Origin of the sequence: Thermogemmatispora onikobensis, assembly GCF_001748285.1 — a bacterium.
GTDB lineage: Bacteria > Chloroflexota > Ktedonobacteria > Ktedonobacterales > Ktedonobacteraceae > Thermogemmatispora > Thermogemmatispora onikobensis.
The window spans coordinates 1-15510 of the sequence record NZ_BDGT01000036.1; the positions used below are offsets into that span (position 1 = coordinate 1).

13 protein-coding genes and 1 pseudogene are annotated in these 15510 nt (G+C 60.3%); 10 read left to right on the plus strand and 4 right to left on the minus strand.

The window, feature by feature from the left end; translation table 11 throughout:
* The 5 genes and pseudogenes from BGC09_RS15405 to BGC09_RS15420 form a co-directional block, all read left to right on the plus strand.
* A partial coding sequence (locus tag BGC09_RS15405) for a branched-chain amino acid ABC transporter permease (protein ID WP_141727808.1) occupies nt 1-714 on the plus strand: 714 nt, incomplete at its 5' end.
* 87 nt (nt 715-801) lie between these two features.
* A pseudogene (locus tag BGC09_RS15410) lies at nt 802-1383 on the plus strand (ABC transporter ATP-binding protein); the annotation flags it as partial.
* Between the two features lie 108 nt (nt 1384-1491).
* Nucleotides 1492-1683 (plus strand): ABC transporter ATP-binding protein C-terminal domain-containing protein, encoded by a 192-nt coding sequence (locus tag BGC09_RS23620; RefSeq protein ID WP_439959667.1) that lies wholly within the window; start codon nt 1492-1494, stop codon nt 1681-1683.
* A 72-nt stretch (nt 1684-1755) separates the two neighbouring features.
* The gene (locus BGC09_RS15415; protein WP_069804947.1) at nt 1756-2475 is read left to right on the plus strand and encodes an ABC transporter ATP-binding protein; all 720 of its coding nucleotides are present in this window, start codon (nt 1756-1758) and stop codon (nt 2473-2475) included.
* Between the two features lie 266 nt (nt 2476-2741).
* Nucleotides 2742-3287 (plus strand): phosphoribosyltransferase, encoded by a 546-nt coding sequence (locus tag BGC09_RS15420; RefSeq protein WP_245688595.1) that lies wholly within the window; start codon nt 2742-2744, stop codon nt 3285-3287.
* 175 nt (nt 3288-3462) lie between these two features.
* Here the strand turns inward: BGC09_RS15420 and BGC09_RS15425 are convergent, their stop codons facing one another.
* Together BGC09_RS15425 and BGC09_RS15430 are read right to left on the minus strand one after the other, a co-directional pair.
* Nucleotides 3463-4335 carry a class I SAM-dependent methyltransferase gene (locus BGC09_RS15425; protein ID WP_069804951.1) on the minus strand — a complete coding sequence of 291 codons (873 nt, stop codon included), beginning with the start codon at nt 4333-4335 and terminating at the stop codon, nt 3463-3465.
* 235 nt (nt 4336-4570) lie between these two features.
* Complete coding sequence (locus tag BGC09_RS15430; protein ID WP_069804953.1) at nt 4571-4972, minus strand: Hsp20/alpha crystallin family protein; 402 nt, start codon at nt 4970-4972, stop codon at nt 4571-4573.
* 255 nt (nt 4973-5227) lie between these two features.
* Here BGC09_RS15430 and BGC09_RS15435 point away from each other — a divergent pair, with 255 nt between their 5' ends.
* From BGC09_RS15435 to BGC09_RS15455, 5 genes are read left to right on the plus strand one after another with little or no spacing between them, the layout of a single operon-like run.
* A complete protein-coding gene (locus BGC09_RS15435; RefSeq protein WP_069804955.1) occupies nt 5228-6586 on the plus strand; it encodes an SWIM zinc finger family protein in 1359 nt (452 codons plus the stop codon).
* Nucleotides 6587-6621: 35 nt separating this feature from the next.
* Nucleotides 6622-8277, plus strand: a complete 1656-nt coding sequence (locus tag BGC09_RS15440) for a DUF5691 domain-containing protein (RefSeq protein ID WP_141727809.1) — start codon at nt 6622-6624, stop codon at nt 8275-8277.
* Nucleotides 8274-9467, plus strand: a complete 1194-nt coding sequence (locus BGC09_RS15445; protein ID WP_084658969.1) for an ATP-binding protein — start codon at nt 8274-8276, stop codon at nt 9465-9467. The genes BGC09_RS15440 and BGC09_RS15445 overlap by 4 nt, the downstream gene beginning before the upstream one ends.
* 3 nt (nt 9468-9470) lie before the next feature.
* A complete protein-coding gene (locus BGC09_RS15450) occupies nt 9471-11735 on the plus strand; it encodes a DUF5682 family protein (RefSeq protein ID WP_069804959.1) in 2265 nt (754 codons plus the stop codon).
* On the plus strand, nt 11725-12912 hold the full coding sequence (locus BGC09_RS15455) for a VWA domain-containing protein (protein ID WP_069804961.1): 1188 nt from the start codon (nt 11725-11727) through the stop codon (nt 12910-12912). The genes BGC09_RS15450 and BGC09_RS15455 overlap by 11 nt, the downstream gene beginning before the upstream one ends.
* Before the next feature lie 103 nt (nt 12913-13015).
* On the opposite strand, the gene BGC09_RS15460 is transcribed toward BGC09_RS15455, so the two are convergent.
* Nucleotides 13016-14434 carry a mercuric reductase gene (locus tag BGC09_RS15460; RefSeq protein ID WP_069804963.1) on the minus strand — a complete coding sequence of 473 codons (1419 nt, stop codon included), beginning with the start codon at nt 14432-14434 and terminating at the stop codon, nt 13016-13018.
* Between the two features lie 234 nt (nt 14435-14668).
* Nucleotides 14669-15484 (minus strand): class I SAM-dependent methyltransferase, encoded by an 816-nt coding sequence (locus BGC09_RS15465; protein ID WP_069804965.1) that lies wholly within the window; start codon nt 15482-15484, stop codon nt 14669-14671.
* Nucleotides 15485-15510: the final 26 nt, after the last annotated feature.

Here is a 15510-nt window from a genome sequence, read left to right on the forward strand (position 1 = left end):
TATACGAATGGCACCAATGGTCTGACCGGGATCTATTCGCCGGCCTTCTTCGGGATACGCTGGAACGTCTCAACTTCGGAGCCGTACTACTACTTGATCCTGGCGCTGATCTCCATCGTGCTGCTGGCCAATCTGCGCCTGCGCGATTCGCGCATTGGACGAGCCTGGATCGCAATGCGTGAGGATGAGATCGCCGCCGCCTCCTCGGGAATCAATTTGACGCGGACAAAGCTCCTCGCCTTCGCGGCGGGTGCCTTCTTCTCTGGAATCGCTGGCGCTTACTACGCCGCCAAGCTCAGTACGGTGACGTCCGGCAATTTCAGCTTCAGCGACTCAGTGATCTATCTGGCAATGGTGGTTCTCGGCGGCCTGGGAAGCATTCCCGGCGTGGTCGTGGGCGCCCTGGCTGTCTACGCCGTCAACGTCCTGGTACTGCCTCAGCTCGACGCACTGGGGAATGATCCAGGCAGTATTATTCACCCGCTCTATACACAGATCCTGCAGATGATCCCCAATTTCTCGTTTAGCAATATTCGCAACCTGATCTTCGGGATCATCCTGGTAGTGCTCATGATCTTCCGACCAGAGGGCCTGATCCCCAGCACACGCCGACGTCGTGAGTTGCACCGCGCCGAGGCCGAAGGGGTGGAGGTCACTTCGCTGGATACTCCCCCCGGGACCCCAGGCTTTGAGTCAGAGATGCGTGTCGAGTAAAGAGTGCGAGCATGTGTGACGCAGTGCGACGGAGCAGAGATATATGCTACCAACTATTGAGGTTGTTCCTAGCTGGAGGCTGCAATCATGACCGCTGAGCACGAGCAGGCCCCTCAGTCCACGCGCCAACCTTTGCTAGAGCTGCAAAAGGTGACCAAGCACTTCGGCGGCCTCGCCGCGGTTCAGGACCTGGACCTGACTCTCTATCCACAGGAGATTGTCAGTATCATCGGGCCGAATGGCGCGGGGAAAACCACGGTTTTCAATCTGATTACCGGGATCTATCTGCCCACTTCGGGAGAGATCCTTTTCGAGGGCCAGCCCTTGAAGAAGCCAACACCCCATCAGGTCGTGCAGCGCGGCATTGCGCGCACCTTCCAGAACATCCGTCTGTTCAATAATATGACGGTGCTGGAAAACGTGCTGGTGGGCGAGCATCTGCGTCTGAAGGCTTCGATTCTGGATGCGGTCTTCCGTCCCCCGTGGGTCAAACAGGAGGAGGAGGAGGCCCGCCAACGCGCAATTGAGCTGCTCAGTTTCTTCGGTCAGCATCTGGTCGATCGCCAGGACGAGTATGTGATTAATCTCTCCTACGCCGATCGCCGCCGCGTGGAGATCGCCCGCGCTCTGGCTTCGGGCCCTAAATTGCTGTTGCTCGATGAGCCAACCGCCGGTATGAATGAGGCGGAGACGATGGAGGCTGTGCATTATATCCGCCGTCTGCGCGATGAGCTGCATCTGACGATCTTGCTGATCGAGCATAAGCTGATGGTGACAATGGGCATTTCCGACCGCATCGCCGTACTCGACTACGGACGCAAAATCGCTGAGGGGCTACCCGATGAGGTCCGCCGCGATGAGCGGGTAATTACGGCCTATCTCGGAAAGGCAGCTACTGCCGAGCGCCAGACCTGGCAGGCGGCGCTCCGGCTCCAGCCGGAGGGGGAGGCAAATAACCATCATGAGTGAAATGCTGACTGTGCCAAGCGCTATGCTGCTGTTCGTTGATTGCCAAACCGCTGCATGTGTGGGAGGGGATCGATGAGTGATGTAATGCTGCAGTTGGAGCACGTGGATACGTTCTACGGCCCCATCCAGGTGCTCTATGATATCAACCTGGAGGTGCACCGTGGAGAAATCGTCTGCCTGCTTGGCGCCAACGCCGCTGGTAAGACGACTACGATGAAGACAATCTTCGGTCTGGTCCGCCCACGCCGGGGAAGGATTACCTTCGACGGACAGCGCATTGATAACCGGCCCGCCAGCGATATTGTCCGCCTGGGCCTGGCCCTGGTTCCAGAAGCGCGACGCATTTTCCCGCGCATGACGGTCTTGGAAAATTTACAGATGGGCGCCTACACGCGCGCGAATAGGGCTGAGATCCAGCAGGACCTCGACCACGTCTGTCAGATTTTCCCACGTATTAAGGAGCGTCTGAAGCAGATTGCCGGGACCCTCTCGGGTGGCGAACAGCAGATGCTGGCTATGGCCCGCGCTATGATGTCGCGCCCACGGATGATGTGCATGGATGAGCCATCGATGGGCCTCTCCCCTCTTCTGGTAGAGACGGTCTTTGAGACGATCGTGCGCATCCGCTCGGAGGGCGTGACCATCTTTCTGGTGGAGCAGAATGCCTCGATGGCCCTCAGTCTGGCCGACCGTGGCTATGTGCTGCAGACCGGGAAAATCGTGCTGAGCGATACCGCCTCTAATCTGCTTCAGAACGATATGGTACGGCAGGCTTACCTCGGGGGCGCTTGAGCCACAGACGTTCTTTTATCTAGTCTGGTCTGGCCGCCCTGCGCTGCTCCCTAGCCGCCTCCGCCTCGCTTCGGCCAGCAGGCCAGACATCGAGGGCGATGGCCCGCAGGAGAACGTACTGCGGGCCTCTGCTGGCCTCTTTTCTCCCGGTAAGTCCATCCATGATGGGATGGGACGCTAGCATCTCTTTCTTTTTCTTTGATCAGAGTGCAACAGCCAACAGCGCTCTCTAGCGAGCAGAGAGGCAAAGGAGGTCCAACGATTTGGTGGTTCGCAGTTACGACTATGTCCATCGACGGGGAGTGCGTTTTCTCTCGTGGGAGGAATTCGCTTCCTTGGGGCACAAGCTGTGTGAGGCCCTGGCCAGTGAACGAATCGAGGCCATTGTTGGTATTGCTCGCGCTGGTCTCTTCCCAGCGACGTTAGCTGCCTGCGCGCTGCGGCTCGACCTTTATCCAGTGCGCGTGAGTCGACGCCTTCAGGATGAGGTGCGTTTTCATTCACCGGTCTGGCATGTACCGCTAGTCGCGGCTATCGCGGGCAAGCGTGTCGCTGTTGTCGATGAGATCGCCGATAGTGGGGAAACACTGGCGCTGGTGGCGCAGCAGGCGCGTGCGCTCGGAGCTAGGCAGGTGATTACAGCCGCTCTGGTCAGCCATAGCTGGGCGAAGCCCCAGCCCACACGTGTGGCCTTGCTGACGGATGAGCTGGTGATCTTTCCCTGGGACCAGCAGGTACTGATAGATGGGAGCTGGCAACTCCATCCAGAGATGGTTACCGCCATCACAGCTCAACAGGGAGATCCCAAATAGGAGTCGGGCCGTCTTCGCCTGAGCCAGCCAGGTTCCCTGACCGGGGGAGCCAGGAGTGTCGCTTACCTTGCGCTTCCGCGTCCGTCTCTAGATCCCCAGGACAGGCTGGTAATGACGGCTCCTGCCTCTATGGCAGGAGCCGAGCCGTGGACGGCTGCCAAGCTCGATGGCCGGCTCATTCGCTCGTTGGATTGACGGCCCAGGCCGTGAGTCCAAAGCCAACAATGGTGTAGTCTTCGGCAGCCATTTCCTGTAGCATCTGCTGATAGACGTGCACAAATTCCGCTTCGTCAATGACCCCGCTGGCCAGCAAGAAAGGTTTCGTCAGGCAAAAAAGCGCCTGCATGTCTCTGTACCCGCTGTCATGCATGGGCATGCCATAGGAGCCGTCGTAATAGAAGGCACGGCGCTGGATGTTGACAAAGCCGGCTTCACGCAAGAGACGCGCCAGCATATAGACAATACCCGTTGAGTTGCCATCGACGGAAAAGGTTCGCTTCTGTTGGGCCAGCGCGCGGTTGAGACAGGTGTAGAGGCGTTGATAAGCCAGGCTATTGCTCACCGGGGTCTCAATCTCAGTGAGACGAATGATGCCACCGGGCCGAAGGATGCGCCGGCATTCTCGTAGCAGGGCTGGCCAGGTCTGCTGATCCATAAAGGCCATAATCAGCCGCGCATTGACCAGGTCAAAGGTGGCATCCTGGAAGGGAAGGCGCTGACGGGCATCCGCCACTTCGAAGGTAACGTTGGCAAGCTCGCGCACACGAGCGGTGGCGAGAGCATAATCGATCATGGTCGAGTTGATATCAATGCCCACAACCTCTAGATGAGGATAGCGGGCCGCTAGCTCCAAGGCCCACCCCCCAGGACCACAGGCAATATCAAGCACACGCCGAAGCTGGCCGAGATCCTCCAGCTCTGGCAGTAAGCCCCCCATCGCTTCGCTAAAGAGGCGCTCCTGCTCAAGCAGTCGAGCAGTCTCTGCCCCCTGCTCAATATCGATAAAATAGCGGTTCTCTCCCGCGGAAGAGGTGGAATCAGCAGCCACGTGCTTCTGCCTCCTTTCCCTGCGCTGCTCTCGCTGCCAGGAAACCCTCCAGGAGACAGGCCGGCGCCCGACCAGCGGAGCGATCGCTTATCGGCCAGCACCAGAAGGGTGACTCCAGACAGCCAATAATGATCTTTCTCTATATTACCGCAGCGGAGATATGCACTGCCACAAGGGTTCAGGGTGAAAGAAGGGTCCAGGAAGACAGAAGCCGCCTATGCTGAGGCCGGGCGCGTCAGGTCCAGGCGGAGGGACGGCCTGCCCCGCCTTGATGAAGGCCATGCGCCTGGCCATGAGCCGCGAGAGTCAAGTGGGCTGGGCGCATGGCGGTACTCAATGGTAAGGCCACGACCAGAACCCCATTCCCATAGGTGACATTCGCTCGCTCTCCATCGACTGGCTGTGTGAGCTGCAGCTCGCGATGGTAGGCCCCGATACTCCATTCGTCGATGAGCAGCTCTTTGACCTCTTTGAGAAGGGCGCGTACATCTCCATGCAGGATCAGGCGCCCGTCTTCTTGTAACTCGATGTGAATGTCCTCCGGCTCCATGCCCGGCATGGGAGCCGCCACAACCAGACGTTCATCGCTCCGGTAGACTTTGACGGGAACGTGATGGATCTTCAGTCGCTCTTGCATTGCCAATCCTCCTCCTGCCTGCCAAGTTTAGGGACAGGCCCAGCTGAGTTCGATCACTTCACTGGCTGGCTCTCTTCTTCTTCTAAGAAGAGGCACGACGCGCAGCCGGTCAGAGTGTCAGGCTGAGCTTGCAACATAGCTCGGCCATCAAGCTGTTTCCAATTTGGCACAGAACGAAAAGAACCCTTCTACAGAGCACGACTCCCATCGCATCCTCCGCAGGAGGACAAAGGAGAGAGAAGCAAGACAGTGGAGATGGTATTAACACAGGAAACTCTCGCAGCCCTTGCTCCCGACGAGCAGGTCATGAAGGCTGGACAGAAACTTGCCAACCAGAGGCACTGGCAGTCTCTGGGTCAGGACGAGCAAGCCCTGTGGGGAGAATGCCAGGGCAGCGCCCTCTACCGCGTCTGTGTGGATAGGCGTTCGCTGAAGACGTTCTGTAGCTGCCCCAGCCGCAAGATTCCCTGTAAGCACAGCATTGGGCTGCTCTACCTGGCAGCATCCAGGGACAACAGCCTGCCAGTCTCCAGCCCTCCAGAGTGGGTAGAAGCCTGGCTCAAACGCCGTCTGGCAGGTAGACAGCCAGGGGATCAGCCACAATCGGCCTCGGAGGATCAAGGGGCCACGCCGGCTATGGCCACCGCAAAGCAATCAGGCCGTCAACGGCGGGTCCAGCAGCGTCAGCAACGGATGCTCCAGGGCCTGGAGCGCTTTGACCTCTGGCTTGCTGACCTGCTGCGTACTGGTCTGGCCGATGTCCAGGGTGAGATGCTCCGTCAGTGGGAACAGGAGGCCGCCGCCTTGGATGACGCTCAGATCCCGGGCCTGGCCTCCCGCCTGCGGACATTGACGACCGTGCCGTACAGTCGCCCCGACTGGCCAGCAGCCTTGCTGTGCCAGCTCGGACGGCTTGCCCTCTTGAGCGAGGCATTCCGTCATCTGGAGCGCCTGGATTCCGGGCTGCAGGAGGATGTGCGTCAGGCCCTGGGCCTTTCCCTGTCCACAGAGGAGTTGCTCACCCGCGGCGAGCGAGTACGAGATCGCTGGCTCTTTCTCGGTCAGCGTTTGGAACAGCGAGATCAGCTCTGGCAGCAGCGTACCTGGGTGTTTGGGCAAGAGACAGGACGCCAGGCTTTGCTTCTGCAATTTGCCTCTGGCAAACAGCCGGTCTTCCCTGAGCACTACCCTCTTGGCTGCGAACAGGAGGCGGAACTGCTCTTTTGGCCCGGCGCCTACCCACAACGGGCCCGGCTGTTAGAGCACCTTAATCCCGCTACACCTTTGCTCAGCAGTTTACAAGGGGCTGCCGATTTTGCTGGGTTTCTGGAGATGGTGGCAAGGGCGCTGGCACGTCAACCCTGGCTTGAACACTTCTTGTGCATCCTTCAGGAGGCCCTCCCCGTTTGCCTTGATCATGGCCAGCACTGGTATCTCCGCGATCGCCACGGGCAGGCCCTGCCGCTGAGCCACGGCCCACACTGGCAATTACTGGCGCTCTCGGGCGGCCACCCGGTGACTTTCATCGGCGAGTGGAACGGAGAAGAGCTAGTTCCTCTGGCGGTGCTCAGTGCTACCGAAGGCTTTTGCTTGCTACCGCCCCCGCAGAAGTAGCCAGAGCAGCCTGTCTGACAGAGGTGAATCACATAATGAGTCGTATGAATCGCATCGAATCCCTGGTTCATTGCGCCTTGATCGGCACACGTCAGGAGCCGCCACCGCCCGCTCTTGCTTCAGCACCTTTCGAGCGGCTGCTTGACGAGCTCCCGGCGGCCATGCCCCTGGAGCGTAAGTTACTCTTGCTGGCCGGCGCGGAAGCGGTCTATGCCCTGGCCGGAACCTCTCCGTTCCCGTTGGGAGTGACAGTCATCCCTGCGCCAGCAGAGAAGCTGCCCCCTTGCTCACCCCAGGCTGCCGCGCTGATCAAGGGCGTCCTCCAGCAATCTCACAGCGAGCTGCTGCTTCTGGCCCTGGAGCTCCTGGCCCGTCACGGGCGTCGCCTGCCCTTCGCCCTGCTGCCGACCGTATTTGCAGCCCTATCCAGCCTGTCCGCGGCTGCCTCGTGGCCAGTCTTAGCACAGGTGATAGGGGAGCGCGGGCGCTGGCTGATCCGCCTGAACCCTTCCTGGCGCTGCCTGCTCAGCAGCTTGCCTGTGACCGAGTTGAGTGAGCAGGAGCTAAACAGCCTCTGGTATGAGGGCAGCGCCTCAGAGCGCCTGGCTCTTTTGCGCCAACTACGAGTCTACAATCGCCCTCTGGCCCGTCAATTGCTGGAAGAAGTCTGGCCACAGGAGCAGCGAGAGCGGCGACTAGCTCTGCTGGAGACATTTGAGATTGGCCTTGAGCAAGACGATGAGGTTTTCCTGGAGAAGGTCCGTAATCAGCGCAGTTACTATGAGCGCCGCCTGGCCGTCAGCCTGCTCTTGCGCTTGCCTTCCTCAGCCTGCCGTCGCGAGCTGCCCTTGCTGGCTCATGGCTTGCTTCAGAGAGTACAGCAACCAGAGGAAGGCTACGTACGGGCCGTTTTGCCAGAAACCTATCCGCCCAGATGGCAGCGCTTTGGCATCGAACAGAAGCGTTTATCTGTGGTACAGGAACAGCGCACCGCCTGGCTGCGAGAATTGATCAGCCTGGTCCCCCCTGGCTATTGGGAAGAGCTGCTGCAGCTCTCCCCAGCGAGCATCGTGCGCTCGCTTGAGAGCACCTGGCGCACTGAGGTGCTGGCTGGCCTGGTAGAGGCAACCCGGTTTCATCGCACCCCCTCCTGGGCACGCGCCTTGCTCTCATGGGTCGATGCCGATACGCAGGAGCCTCTCTCGGGAGCCGAAGATCTGATCTCCTGCTTAGAACAAGAGGAGGCAGAGCAGTTTCTGCTCCAGGCCCTGGCCTCTTCTCAACACCCCTGGCATGAACGCTGGCCAGCACTACTGGCCAGGCTACCTAGACCGTGGAGCACCTCTTTTGGATCGAGCTTTCTTGAGCATACGCAAAAACGGCTGCAAGAGCTGGTGAGCCATCCATGCCTGGACACAGGTTCTACCGCATCAGAAATCCAGCAGGCAGCCCGCGTAGCTATGAAATGGCAACAACAATGGGAGCCAGCTCTCAAGATCGCTGCACGTGCCTTACCTGCAAGCTGCCTTAAACTTGCTCTGCAACTGGTTCAGCCTCTTCAGCTAGCTGAAGGAAAAGCAGAAAAGAACAATGTACACTTCATTAAGAATGAGATCAACCGTTTGATCATTACCTTCATAGAAACAATAGATTTCCATTACAAATTACTCAGGGAGTTGGAGAACCAATGAAAAAAGATCCCAAGCCGCAAAGCCTGCAGAAAGCAGCAGAGCCTGCCGTCTCAACCGATTGGCGGCAAGAGCGGCAAGAGCAGCCTTCGACCCATGCCGAAGGGCAGGGCGGTAACAACGTTCTGCGCCAGCATGCCGAGCAGCAGTTTGCCGAGGAGCTGGAGGAGCTGGCCAGGGTTGATCGGCAGCAGCGACCGCCCAATTGGCGCCTCTCACCCTGGGCTGTGCGCACCTACCTGCTTGGCGGACGTCTGCCGAACGGCTTCCAGGTTTCGCCCAAATATATCGGTAACGCCCGTCTGATCGAGATTGCCATCAGCACCCTGGCGACCGACCGTGCCTTGCTGCTCTATGGCCTGCCTGGTACGGCCAAGTCTTGGGTCAGCGAGCATCTGGCAGCAGCGATCTCCGGTGACTCAACCCTTCTCATTCAGGGGACAGCGGGCACGGACGAGAGCGCGCTACGCTATGGTTGGAACTATGCACGCCTGCTTGTCGAGGGACCATCACCGGCGGCCCTGGTGGCCAGCCCGCTGATGACAGCCATGCAGACAGGAAAACTGGCGCGCATCGAGGAGCTGACACGCATTGCCAGCGAGGTGCAGGATACGCTGATCACACTGCTTTCGGAGAAGACGCTGCCTATCCCTGAGCTGAATATGGAGGTACAGGCGCGCAAGGGCTTCAATGTTATCGCAACGGCCAATAACCGCGACAAGGGCGTCAACGACCTGTCTAGCGCTCTGATGCGCCGCTTCAATACGGTAGTGCTTCCGTTGCCCCAGGACATGGAAGAGGAGGTACGTATCGTTGAGCGGCGCGTGGCAGATTTGGGTCGGGTCCTGGAGCTGCCTGCCGAGAAGCCCGCCCTGGAGGAGATCCGGCGCGTGGTGACGATCTTCCGCGAGCTGCGCGAGGGCAAAACCCTCGATGGCAGCCTCAAGCTGAAGGTTCCCAGTGGGACGCTCTCAACGGCGGAGGCGATCTCGGTAATTAACAGTGGCCTGGCCCTGGCCGCCTATTACGGCGATGGAACGCTCAGAGCTGGCGATCTGGCTGCTGGTCTGACGGGAGCCATCGTGAAGGACCCCGTACAGGACCGCATCGTTTGGCTGGAGTATCTGCAGACGGTGATGAGGGAGCGCAGCAATTGGCAGGACCTCTACCGCGCTTGCCGGGAGGTGGTGTGAGCTGTGTGCTTCCATTTCTTCGGCATCCGCCATCATGGTCCTGGCTGTGCGCGCAGTTTATGCCTGGCTCTGAAGGAGCTGGCTCCCGATCTGCTGCTCGTCGAAGGCCCAGCTGATGCTCAAGAGATTCTGCCACTGCTCAATAATCCGCAGATGTCTCCACCAGTGGCCTTGCTCGTCTATCGTCCCGACCAGCCACGTCAGGCCAGCTACTACCCGCTAGCGGTCTTCTCGCCCGAGTGGCAGGCGCTGCGCTATGCTCTCCAGCAGCGTATTCCGACGCGCTTCATCGATCTGCCACTGGCGCTACGCCTCGGCGGCACAGAGCCAGAAGAGGAAGCAGAGCACGAGGCAGCTTGCTCGTGCTCTGCTTCCGAGGAGGAGGGGCCAGCGGCGCTTGAGGAGATTGCTGATGACCCGCTAAGCCTGCTCTCGCTGGCAGCCGGCTATCAGGATCATGAACTGTGGTGGGAGCAGCAAATTGAGCAGCGGCGGAATGTCCAGGGGATTTTCGAAGGGATTCGCGAGGCGATGCGCGTGGTCCGCGGAGGAGGGACGCCACGCCATCGCGAGGAGGCCCAGCGCGAGGCTCACATGCGTCAAATGCTGCGCCAGGCCCGCTCAGAGGGCTTTCAACGCATCGCTGTCGTCTGCGGCGCCTGGCATCTGCCCGCCCTTGAAGATCTCGATGCTTTCTCCGAAGCCGACGATCGCGCCTTGCTGCAGAGCTTGAAACCCGTGAGTGTCGTGGCGACCTGGATTCCCTGGAGCAATGATCGTCTGACCTATGCCAGTGGCTATGGCGCAGGCATCGCCGCCCCCGGCTGGTATGAGCTTCTCTGGTCGGCACCGACTCAGGCCGGTATACGCTGGATGATACGCGCCGCCGAGCTGCTGCGTCAGGAGGGCTTCGATGTCTCTTCTGCCAGTGTGATCGAGGCCGTACGCCTGGCCGAGGCTCTGGCAGCGTTGCGCGATGTGAGTGCTCCGGGCCTGGCAGAGTTGCAAGAGGCCATTCAGAGCGTGCTCTGCCGGGGAGAGACGGCCCCTATGCGGCTGATCGAAGAGCGGCTGGTCACTGGCTCGCGCATGGGGAAAGTCCCGCTGGAAACGCCCGCAGTTCCTCTGCAGCGCGATTTAGAGCAACAGCAGCGACATCTGCGTCTGAAGCCTTCTCCTGAAGTCAAGGAGCTTGAGCTGGATCTGCGCAACGAGAACGACCGCGCCCGCAGCCGCCTGCTTCATCGGCTACGCCTGCTCGGCATCCCCTGGGGTGAACCTCTGGCTGTCGCAGCCAGCAAGCGCGGCACCTTTCATGAGCGCTGGAAGCTGCAATGGCAGCATGAGTTTGTCCTCCTCCTGATTGAGGCCAACGTCTGGGGCAATACGCTGGAGAGCGCCGCTACAAGCTTTGCTATCAAGGAAGCAGAGCACTGCCAGCAGCTGGCAAGGCTCACGGAACTGCTGGATCGAGCGTTGCTGGCCGAGTTGCCATCAGCCGTTGCCCGCCTGCTGGATCAGATTCACGCCCGCGCCGCTCTGGCCAGCGATGTACGCCACCTGATGGATGCGCTACCCGCACTGGCCCGTGTTGCTCGCTACGGCGATGTACGTGGGAGCGATACTCAGCAGCTGCAGACTGTCGCCGAGGCTTTTTTCGCTCGTATTCTGATCGGCCTGCCAGGGGCCTGCCTGGCTCTCGACGAGGAGGCCGCACGCGAACTGCTCGCCAGCGTCCAGCGCCTGGACAGCAGTATCCAGACCCTCGCCGACGAGGAAATGTACACAGCCTGGTACTCATTGCTAGGACGCCTGAGCGAGACAGAGGGTGTTCATCCCCTCTTGCGTGGCTCCTTCTGCCGACTCCTCTTGGACCGCCAGGCCCTGGAGACCGCCAGGCTCTCCAGGCTGGCCCATCAGCAACTGTCTCCCGCTGTTCCTTCGGAAGAGGCAGCACTCTGGCTGGAGGGCTTGCTCGCTGGCCGAGGCCAGCGCCTGCTGGCCATCGATGAGCTGTGGCAGACTCTCGATGGATGGCTCCAAGAGCTAAGCGCTGAGCAGTTTCTGCTGCTGCTCCCCCTGCTGAGACGCGCCTTTCGCGACTTTAGCAGTGCCGAGCGGCGCGCGATGGGGGAAAAGGTTCGCTATCTCTACCGTCCTCGTCCGCCGCAGACCAGCAGCAGCGCCGCTGCGCTTGATGAAAGGCGAGCCAGCTTTGTTCTACCTCTCCTGAGCCAATTGCTAGAGGTGACTCTGTATGCCGATTGAAGAATATGAGCGGCTGCGCCGCTGGCGCCTTATCCTCGGTTCCCAGGCCGCCGCAGCGCTGGGGATCGGTGGGTCAACAGAAGATCAGTCCCGCTTTGGCGACGACGATAGGAAGATTGATCAGGCCCTGGAGCTGCTCTATGACGCTGAGCGTTCTGGCAGTCTGGATGGATCAAAGCCCTATATCCCGCGCTGGTTGGGGGACATTCGCACCTACTTCCCCACGCCAGCGGTGCGCATCCTTCAACAGGACGCCATCAAATTCCTCAATCTACGACAATTGCTGCTAGAGCCGGAGGTATTGACAACGATCGAGGTCGACTTGCAGCTCGTCACGACTCTGCTTTCGCTCAAGAGCGCACTACCCGAGCGCACGCGCGAGACAGCGCGCAGCGTTGTGCGCAAGCTAGTCGAGGAGCTGGAGCGCCGCTTAGCCCACCGTATGGAGCAGGCGGTACGCGGCAGCCTTCGTCATATGAACCGGAGCATGCGCCCGCGCCCCACTGAGATCGACTGGGACCGCACGATTCGGGCCAATCTCAAGCACTACCAGCGTGAGCAGCGCACCCTTATTCCCGAACGTTTGATTGGACATCAACGGCGGCAGCGCAGTTCTGCCCTGCGCGATATCGTGCTCTGCGTCGACCAGAGTGGTTCGATGGCGGCCTCGGTCGTCTACGCCTCAATCTTTGGGGCTGTGCTGGCCTCGCTGCGAGCCGTTTCGACGCGCATGATTGTCTTCGATACGGCAGTGGTTGACCTGAGCAAGCATCTGCAAGACCCAGTCGAGCTGCTCTTCGGCGCTCAGCTCGGCGGGGGCACCGATATTAACCAGGCGCTGCACTACTGTCAGCAGATCATTACGCGCCCTCGGGAGACGGTCCTGCTGCTGATTACGGACCTCTACGAGGGAGGCAACGCCCAGGAGCTGCTCAAGTGCGCTGCTGCACTGGTGGGCGGCGGTGTGCAGCTCATCTGCCTGTTGGCTCTCAGCGATCAAGGCACGCCTGCCTTTAACAGTGAGCTGGCTGGGCAGATAGCGGCCCTAGACATCCCGGCCTTCTCCTGCACACCAGAGCTTTTTCCAGAGCTGATGGCTGCGGCCTTGCAGCGCCGCGACCTGAATCTCTGGGCAGCTCAGCAGGGCATTACTACCGTGCGCGCCGCCCAGTCGTAAAGCTCAGGCCGCGCTGGGGGCGAGCGCTGCCGAACTCACGTCCGTCCCGAGCGAGACAAGGGCTGATTATGCTCCCAGGCTCTCCGCGCCCTAAAAGCTACCCCTACTCGTCGTCAGCAAAAGAGCTGAAGAGATTGTTGAGGGCTTCGGAGAGCGTGGGATGAGCAAAGATGGCGTCGCGCAGAACGGTATAGGGAAGCTTGCCGAGCATGGCCAGTTCCAGCATGGCCATGATCTCGCCGCCTTCGATCCCGAGAATGGCCGCCCCCAGGATCTGCCCACTTTCGGCATCGACGATAGCCTTCATGAAGCCACGCGCTTCATCTACTTCGAGTGCGCGAGCGACGGCGCTCATGGGCATTTTGGCCACGCGAATGCGCCGTCCACCGGCTCGCGCCTCGGCTTCGGTCAGGCCAATGCGTCCGAGCTGGGGATCAATGAAGATGGTGTAGGGGACAAGACGGTCGCGGGTGCTTGCCTGACCGCCCTCCAGGAGATTAGTGCGCAGGATGCGGAAGTCATCGTAGGAGATATGTGTGAAGGCAGGGCCGACACGGGCATCGCCGATGGCGTAGATGCCAGCTACAGTGGTTTCGAGGCGCTCGTTCACCAGGATACGCCCACGCTCGTCGGTGCGCACACCACAAGCTTCCAGATTCAGAGTATCAGTATTGGGCTGTCGACCAGTGGCCAACAGTAGATGCGAGGCACTCACCTGGCGCTCGCCCTGGGGCGTGGTTACGGTCAGGCGCAGCTGGCCATCGGGGGCCTGCTCCACCTGCTGAGGGATGCTCTCCAGTAGCAGTTCGATGCCATCTTCGCGCAGAATCTGGGCCACCGCCTCGGCCACATCCTCATCTTCACGCGCCAGCAGCTGCTTGCCCCGATGAACGAGTGTGACGCGGCTGCCAAAGCGACGAAACATCTGGCCAAATTCGAGGCCCACATAGCCCCCACCGATGATGAGCAGATGGGATGGTAAGCTATCCAGCTCCATAATAGAGGTCGAATCCAAGGCCGGCACGCTCTCCAGTCCCGCCAGCCTGGGCCGGGCCGATCTGGCTCCGACATCGATCACAATGAGTTCGGCACGCAGACGGCGCAGTGATCCATCGGCCAGCCTCACCTCCAACTCCTTGGAGGCGACGAAACGGGCTTCCCCTTTGAGCAGGTCGAGGCCCGCCGCCTCTCTGATCCGACGCTCGCTTCCCTGACGGAAGCTCTCAACGATGGCACGCTTGCGCTGGCGCACTGCGCCCATCTCTACCTGTACTTCTCCTTCAGGAAGACGCACCCCATAGCTGGCGGCACGACGGACAAGATAAGCGACGCGCGCGCTGGCAATCATAGTTTTGGTGGGAGTGCAGCCCGTATTGATACAGGTGCCACCAACGTGCTCGCGCTCGATCAGGGCCGTCTTGTGACCAGCCTGGGCCAGTGCCGTAGCCAGGGGACCACCTCCCTGGCCAGCCCCGATGATGATGGCGTCATAGACTGCCAGAGATGCGTCAGTACTCGTCATGATTGCTGTCCTCTTTCTTTGTTCGGGCAAGCCTGCCTGTCGGTCGGACAGCTCGCCCGGTTTCTTCGCTCATGCCTTGCCCTGGTACTACAGCCAACACGCATGGCAATGGGGCAGAGTGTCAGCTGCTGTATACCGCTGAGAGAGGGCCCTGGCTCACCTCAGTTTTTTACTGGGGAACGAGGCTTTCCCCCCTGGCCGGAGCAATAGAGAGGCTGTGATCATGTGGCAGACTTAGTGCACCTGAGTCCAGACCGCAATGCAAAGCCAGCTCGTCTTGTAGCGCTCCCACTCAGCTGGCAGCTCGCTGAGGACCTGAGCCATTTCCTGGGATGTCAGCCCGAGCTGGGCCACCAGCACTGGCTGCAGGTGGAGCAGAGCCTGGAGCACATCACAGCAGAAGAGTCGGCCAATCGCTGAACCCCAGAGCGGGGCGACGATCCTGCGTACATGGGGTACCAAACCGAGAGCGGTGAGGAGCTCGGGCAGCTCCAGAGCCAGGGAGAGCTGAATGTCTCGACAGAGGAAGAGTCGGCGCAGCCAATGCTGGACCAGTAAGGTCCGGGGGCCTGGATTCAGGCAGTGATCGCTCAGTTCGACCAACTCGATCCAGCCGGTGCTAGCCGTCACGCGCTTCAATTCATTGAGTACCTGGTCCCAGGCCGCCAGAGGAATGGCCTCCGCCAGGAAGCGCTGATGGGTATAGTCGCTGATGCCATCGTCTACTGGCAGTCCTTCAAGCAGGCTGGCCCGTATCACCTGACAGTTACGTGGTAGCCTGCGCAAGAGGGTCAGGTCGCTGTCAACGGTGAGCACGGCGGCCTCCCTCCAGCACCGTGCCGCCTCTCTGGCCCAAATACCTGTTCCCGTGCCGACATCGAGAACGACGCGCGGACGCTCGACCGGCGCCAGGAAATGGGTGCCTAGAAGACGGTAGAGGGTATAGTGCTGAAATTCCAGGCGATCCTGCTCGCTGGCTGTGCGGGGCAATAGATAGAGATCATGTATCTCAGGTCGGGCCTGCTGGCCCCGTTCAGGATCGTTGAGCATGGCCGAACCTGCCTCTCCACAGTTAT

Excerpts from the sequence above, each read along its gene's own strand:
- BGC09_RS23620 (WP_439959667.1), top strand. The coding sequence starts at position 1,492 with ATGGGCATTTCCGACCGCATCGCCGTACTCGACTACGGACGCAAAATC.
- BGC09_RS15415 (WP_069804947.1), top strand. The coding sequence starts at position 1,756 with ATGAGTGATGTAATGCTGCAGTTGGAGCACGTGGATACGTTCTACGGC.
- BGC09_RS15430 (WP_069804953.1), bottom strand. The coding sequence starts at position 4,972 with ATGCAAGAGCGACTGAAGATCCATCACGTTCCCGTCAAAGTCTACCGG.
- BGC09_RS15435 (WP_069804955.1), top strand. The coding sequence starts at position 5,228 with ATGGTATTAACACAGGAAACTCTCGCAGCCCTTGCTCCCGACGAGCAG.
- BGC09_RS15440 (WP_141727809.1), top strand. The coding sequence starts at position 6,622 with ATGAGTCGTATGAATCGCATCGAATCCCTGGTTCATTGCGCCTTGATC.
- BGC09_RS15445 (WP_084658969.1), top strand. The coding sequence starts at position 8,274 with ATGAAAAAAGATCCCAAGCCGCAAAGCCTGCAGAAAGCAGCAGAGCCT.
- BGC09_RS15455 (WP_069804961.1), top strand. The coding sequence starts at position 11,725 with ATGCCGATTGAAGAATATGAGCGGCTGCGCCGCTGGCGCCTTATCCTC.
- BGC09_RS15460 (WP_069804963.1), bottom strand. The coding sequence starts at position 14,434 with ATGACGAGTACTGACGCATCTCTGGCAGTCTATGACGCCATCATCATC.
- BGC09_RS15465 (WP_069804965.1), bottom strand. The coding sequence starts at position 15,484 with ATGCTCAACGATCCTGAACGGGGCCAGCAGGCCCGACCTGAGATACAT.